Raw genomic sequence first — 5,302 nt, 5'->3', positions numbered from 1 at the left:
TTTTATCAATGCCCAATGCGCCGCTTCCGCATCACCAAGCGTGTCAGCCTTCACATAACTCAAGGCGAGCATCTTGCGTGTGCCCGGCAGCACTGGAACACCTTGGTATTGCCCAGCTGGACTTATCAGCGCCATAGCCTTGGGCAACCCTTAGCCATAGAAGTAATCAAAAAAGCGTTCGAAATTTTCCGTTCCGAGCAAAGGGCTGACCTCCTCAATCAACCGCTCTCTAAAGGCCGTCGATAGCGTATCGTCATCGTTATAGATACCAAAAATATCGTACTCGCCATGGACGATCTCAATCAGTTTGGCAAACGCCAAAAAGAAATCGGCCAGTGTATCGGCGATCTTGAAAGGGTCGACCGCGTCGTAGCTCGCCCACACGGGTGTACCAATGGTGCTCGTGATTGCAATGATGGGTTTACCGCCACCCATATCATCCATAAGCACTAAGTAATCATCGAGCCAGTCCTCGTTGATTTCTGTTTTGTTCGAATCGCCCATCCATTTATAGCCAACCTGGGCATCTTCTATCTTGCTCAAATCGAAGAAGCAGATTGGCGTGGTACCGGTTTCAATCTCCACGTCGACCGGTTCGCAATTATCGTAGAAATAGTCAGTCTCGGCAGAGTGGGCCAGTGTCTTTGGCCATTTGGCGTTTGCCTGTCGGTTGGTTTCAAAGCTGCCCTCAAGATCAAATTTCTTGTGGACCCGGCGCAGTTCATTGAGTGAATTATCTAGTGCGCTCATGTCTTCTCCAGCAGAAAATTATTTACCACAGCCCGGCTTTCCGGGAGTGTTAACACGGTCGATCAATCGTCCCTTGCTTGCCCTGGTATAGCTCTTACGGTGTCCTTGAGGGCTATTCATATGCTCGTCTACACCACTGGGGTGTTTGGCGTTCTGCAAGAATACGATGTTCCTCGGGTCACCTTTCCACGACGGGCCCAATGCACCATTGCCCTTGACGCTATTGATATGGTGTCCGGTATACCCTGCTTTTGACATCTTAGAATTGAGTTGAGCATTGTTCGTGGTGTTCTTGATCATTTCGCGTTCGGGGGCTGTCCAATTTCTTGATCCGCCACCACGTGCTACCAACTCTCGTTCCTGCCCCCATGCCCGGTTGATCGCCGTTGCACGATCACCGGCTTCCGGTGTGATAGATGCCTTGGGTTTGTAACGCATCAAGTCTTCGGGACTTAATCCGTAAGGGTCGATCCAGGTCTGTGGATTGGTTGAGTACAGGTAAAGGTTTAGCCCCCCTGCGAGCCCGATGGGATCGGGAGTAGTGAAGCGGCCGATATCCGGGTCATAGAAGCGGAATATGTTGTGATGCAGGCCGGTTTCTCTGTCCAGGTACTGGCCTTGGAACCTCAGGTTTTGTTCTTCGATATAGTAGGGTTCACGTGTTTCCTGAACTGTATTTCCCCAAATCTGATAGCTGGCATGCCAGACGGTCTGACCTTCTGCTTCCGAGAGCAGCTCGGGCAGGCCATTGAGGTCATTGTGGTAATAGCGGACTTTCTGCTGGGCGCCGCTACCATCAACGCGTGCCAGCGGTTCGTGGCCTTCGTCCTTGTAGATGTAAAGGCTGGTCTGGGCATGCTTGTGTTCCTGGAGCAAGCGCAGTCCGTCCCAGGTGAAGCGGGTCTCGCTCAACAAATAGCCATTCCCATCGTGGGTGGCCTTGGCTGTTCGTCTTCCTAAGGGGTCATAGGTCATCCTGACGACTGACCGCTGCCCGCCGTGCTCGTTGTGCACTTCAATCAAACGATGTTCGGCGTCATAGGTGAAGCGCTGGACACCACGATTGGCGCTGCGTTTTTCGATCATTCGACCGAAACCGTCGTAACGATAACGTTTGTCCTGAAACGTCAGGAGTTTGTTGTGCTGCACCAGCCCCGCCCCAGGTCGCGGGCCGTCGAGAAGGTTCGCGGCTGCATCGTAGGAATAGGTTTCGCGCTGGCCCACGAGATTGTCTTGGCTGGCGACTACCCGGTCGGTGGCGTCGTAGTGCAGCAGTTGTCTGCGCTGGCCGCTAGACTGTTGCTCAAGTTTGCCAATTAGATTATCGGCGGGGTCGTACTCGAACTGCTTCTGTACCGCTGCAGGAAGTACTGATCCCCGAGTGATCTGGCCTTGCTCACGAGCGCGCAAGCGCCCACAGCGGTCATAATAGTGACGAGTGCTGAGGTGGCCCTGGGTACGTAGTACTTCGCGGTGCAGGCGGTCGCGCTCGAAGTCGCTGATGACCTGCCCGTCGAGGTTGATCTGATGGAGGTGCCCACTGCCGTAGTGCAGCCGATTGAGCCAGCGTCCGTCAGGCAAGTGAGTTTGGCTCAGGTTTCCAAGTTCGTCGTAATGATGCTGAAGTACTCCTGCGGCGCTCCTCTCTTCGATCAGTTGACCAACCGTGTCGTAGCCGAAGTTGATCGTTTGGTGCTCACCGGCATTGTCGGTAAACGTGATGGCCTTGAGTTGGTCCAGCGAGTCGTAGGTGTATTCCGTTCGTCCATCATCGGTGACCTTTGCCACCAGACGCCCTGACGCGTCGCGCTCAAAGCAATGCACGATAGGTGCTTCGGGCGTTATTGAGACCAGTGCCATCCCGCTACCGTGAGGTGCTGGAATAGCTTCCATCCGTGTGATGTTGTTCAGTGCGTCATAGTGATAGCGGCGCACGCTACCATCCAAGTCTTGCTGTTCAGCTACGCGGTCGTTGGCATCCCAGGCGATGCGATATCGCTCACCGTTTTCGTTGGTCAGGGTTTGAAGGCGGCCATAGCTGTCGTAGGCAAAGTTAACTTGGCGCCCGTGCGCATCGAGGCGTTGGCAAACCTGCCCCTGGCGATTCCGTTGATAGTACGTAGAGTGCCCGGCGAAGTCGGTATGGGCGATCAATTGACCGCTGCCATCGCGTTGGAAATGTTCAACGCGGCCGTCAGGCAGCTCGGTACTCAGCACCAGGCCCCGCACATCGCAAACAAAGGTCGTTCGTTCACCCAGTGCATCGGTGATGGCTTGCAAATAGCCTCTTTCGTCGTAATTGAAACGAGTCGGGTAACCGGAGCAGTCAATATGCTCAATGAGCTGGCCGAAGGGGTTCCAACGCAGCTTTTTACTTTTTCCGGCCGCATCGATGATCTCCACCAATTGCCCGCAATTGTCATAACGATATTGCGTGACGTGGCCCTGAGGGTCCGTCTCAGCGATGCAGTTACCTCGTTGGTCGTAGCGCAACTGCCAGGAGTTTCCCTCACTGTCAGTGCCTGATACCGGCAACGCCCAATGTTCCAGCCAGGTTGTGGACTCGTTGCGCCCCAGTGGATCGAGGCTGCCAGTCAAGTTACCGGTATCGTCATAACTGAGTTCGTAGCGCCCACCTTGGGGATCCGTTGCACCGATGAACTGGCGTTCTTCGTTCCAATCGAAAAGCCAGGTCTGATCGAGCGCATCGGTGAACTGGATAATTTGAAACTGACGATTCCATTTGCGCGTACTGACCCGGCCAAGGCCGTCGGTGATACGGGTAGTTCCCGACTTCAGGTCATAGTCGAAGCGATAGAGGTCGCCATCCTCTGTCCAATGCTGGACAACCCGCCACTCCAAGTCGTCTATGCAGGCCCATTGGTAAAAACAGCGTAGGCCAGCGGGCAATTGATGCTCAATCATCCGTCGCCCGGTGTCGTAGGCAAAGCGGCGCTGGACCTGGCCGCTCGCATCACGGACTTCAGCCAAATCCGTGCTGGTAGTGTAGGAATAATTAACCAACACCTCGCGTCGTTGATCGCTATAGAGGCGTTCGACTTGGCTCAGGCGGCCCAGGTGATAGCTCAACTCGATACGAACTTGGTCCAGCGTGTCACGAAGGTGTTTCAGTCGACCGCTATTGTCATAGTCCAGGTAAATACGGTTGTCGTTGCGGTCGCCCAGTTGCGCCAGCCGCAGCCGTGCAGGCGCCTGCGGGGTGGGTTCGAACAAGCGATACACACCATCGGCGCTTTCAATCAGCAATTGACCATTGCTATTCCTTCGTACGGCAAGCCCCTCACCTGTGCTGAATACTGCACTTCCAAGAGCAATTGAGCCCATGTCGATGCGGCGTCCCTGCTCATCAATGTAGAGCAGTCGGTCGCCACCATCCGGATGCTCAAGAACCTGCACGCTGATTTCGTAGGCAACGCTCCAGCCTGCGCCAAACAAACCGTCTCGTCGCTCGTCGCGACTGTTGTAGACGCGCTGCCACTCAATGGGCAGTGTTCCCGGCAAGACAAAGTCCAGTTCATCTTCGGCGCCGAGAACTTTGGCGCCTGTTGCCGCATGAACAGGATTGGGTGAGCCAATGGCGGCATTGGCCACGGCGTTGACTGCCTGGCTGACTGCATAGGAACTCACGCCACCAAGCAACATGCAGGGTAGGTTGCTGAGAAACTTGCCTTTGCTACCTTTAAGCATCATTAGCGCGGTAACAGCCAGACCGACACCTGGCGTCTTACCACTGCGTATTTCACGCACAACGACTGAACCGCCGCCGATGGTCACGTTTGGCGATATAAGACCGGACGATACGACGGTCGCATCGCATGTACTGCGGTCGCCGCTACGTACGGCGGGCTGGCTATTGACCGTAACCTTTTCTGAGCCCTCGGCGAGGAGCTGCGGTGGCATCGGCGGATGCTTCATGCAGGTCACCAGGTCCAGCGGTTTTGGTACAGCACCGGGTGCAGGGGTTGCGACCGTGGGGCGCCACATCTGCGAGAAAAAACCCTTGGCCATATCCAGATAGCTCGGATCTTCGGGGTTCTCCTGAGCGGCTGGCGGTTGCTCACTTTCCGTGCCCGAGGGGGAGACATGGGACGGCACCGCTCCAGCCGCTCTGGCAGCGGGTGTCGAATTGATCAACGTATCGGTAGAACCGCTAAGTATCGTGGCCATGACCATGGGGGGAAACAGCGCGTTAGCGATGCCCTCGCACATGTTACTCAGACCTTTGTCAGCCCCTGTCTTGCTCATGGCAAGGCCAACCACCACACCAACCACTGCGCCAAGTAGGCAGGCACCCAGGCCTCCCGTCGCGACGGTGATACCGGTAGCGGCCACCACGGCAGCGGTCGCCGCCGCAGTGATCGCGATATTGGCCGCCACTTCCAACACACCACCGAGGATGTCCGCCATCATCGAGGTGTGGGACAGCGCATCGCCCATTCGGGCCGCCCATAACGCGTCAGACATGCAGGCTGCTCATCAAGAAATAGCGTCGAACGACAGCGAATTTTTTATCAATGCCCAATGCGCCGCT

2 protein-coding genes and 1 pseudogene are annotated in these 5,302 nt (G+C 55.7%); all 3 read right to left on the bottom strand.

Annotated features, from left to right (window positions below):
* A pseudogene (locus AACV02_RS15255) lies at nucleotides 1-111 on the bottom strand (DUF1795 domain-containing protein); the annotation flags it as partial.
* Between the two features lie 39 nt (nucleotides 112-150).
* Nucleotides 151-750: a hypothetical protein gene (locus AACV02_RS15250; protein WP_119735303.1), complete on the bottom strand. Its 600-nt coding sequence runs from the start codon at nucleotides 748-750 to the stop codon at nucleotides 151-153.
* An 18-nt stretch (nucleotides 751-768) separates the two neighbouring features.
* Nucleotides 769-5,235 carry an RHS repeat-associated core domain-containing protein gene (locus AACV02_RS15245; protein ID WP_119735302.1) on the bottom strand — a complete coding sequence of 1,489 codons (4,467 nt, stop codon included), beginning with the start codon at nucleotides 5,233-5,235 and terminating at the stop codon, nucleotides 769-771.
* Nucleotides 5,236-5,302 lie beyond the last annotated feature (67 nt).

The organism is Pseudomonas sp. Larv2_ips (assembly GCF_963879675.1).
Lineage (GTDB): Bacteria > Pseudomonadota > Gammaproteobacteria > Pseudomonadales > Pseudomonadaceae > Aquipseudomonas.
This window is presented reverse-complemented; position numbering and strand designations above follow the sequence as displayed.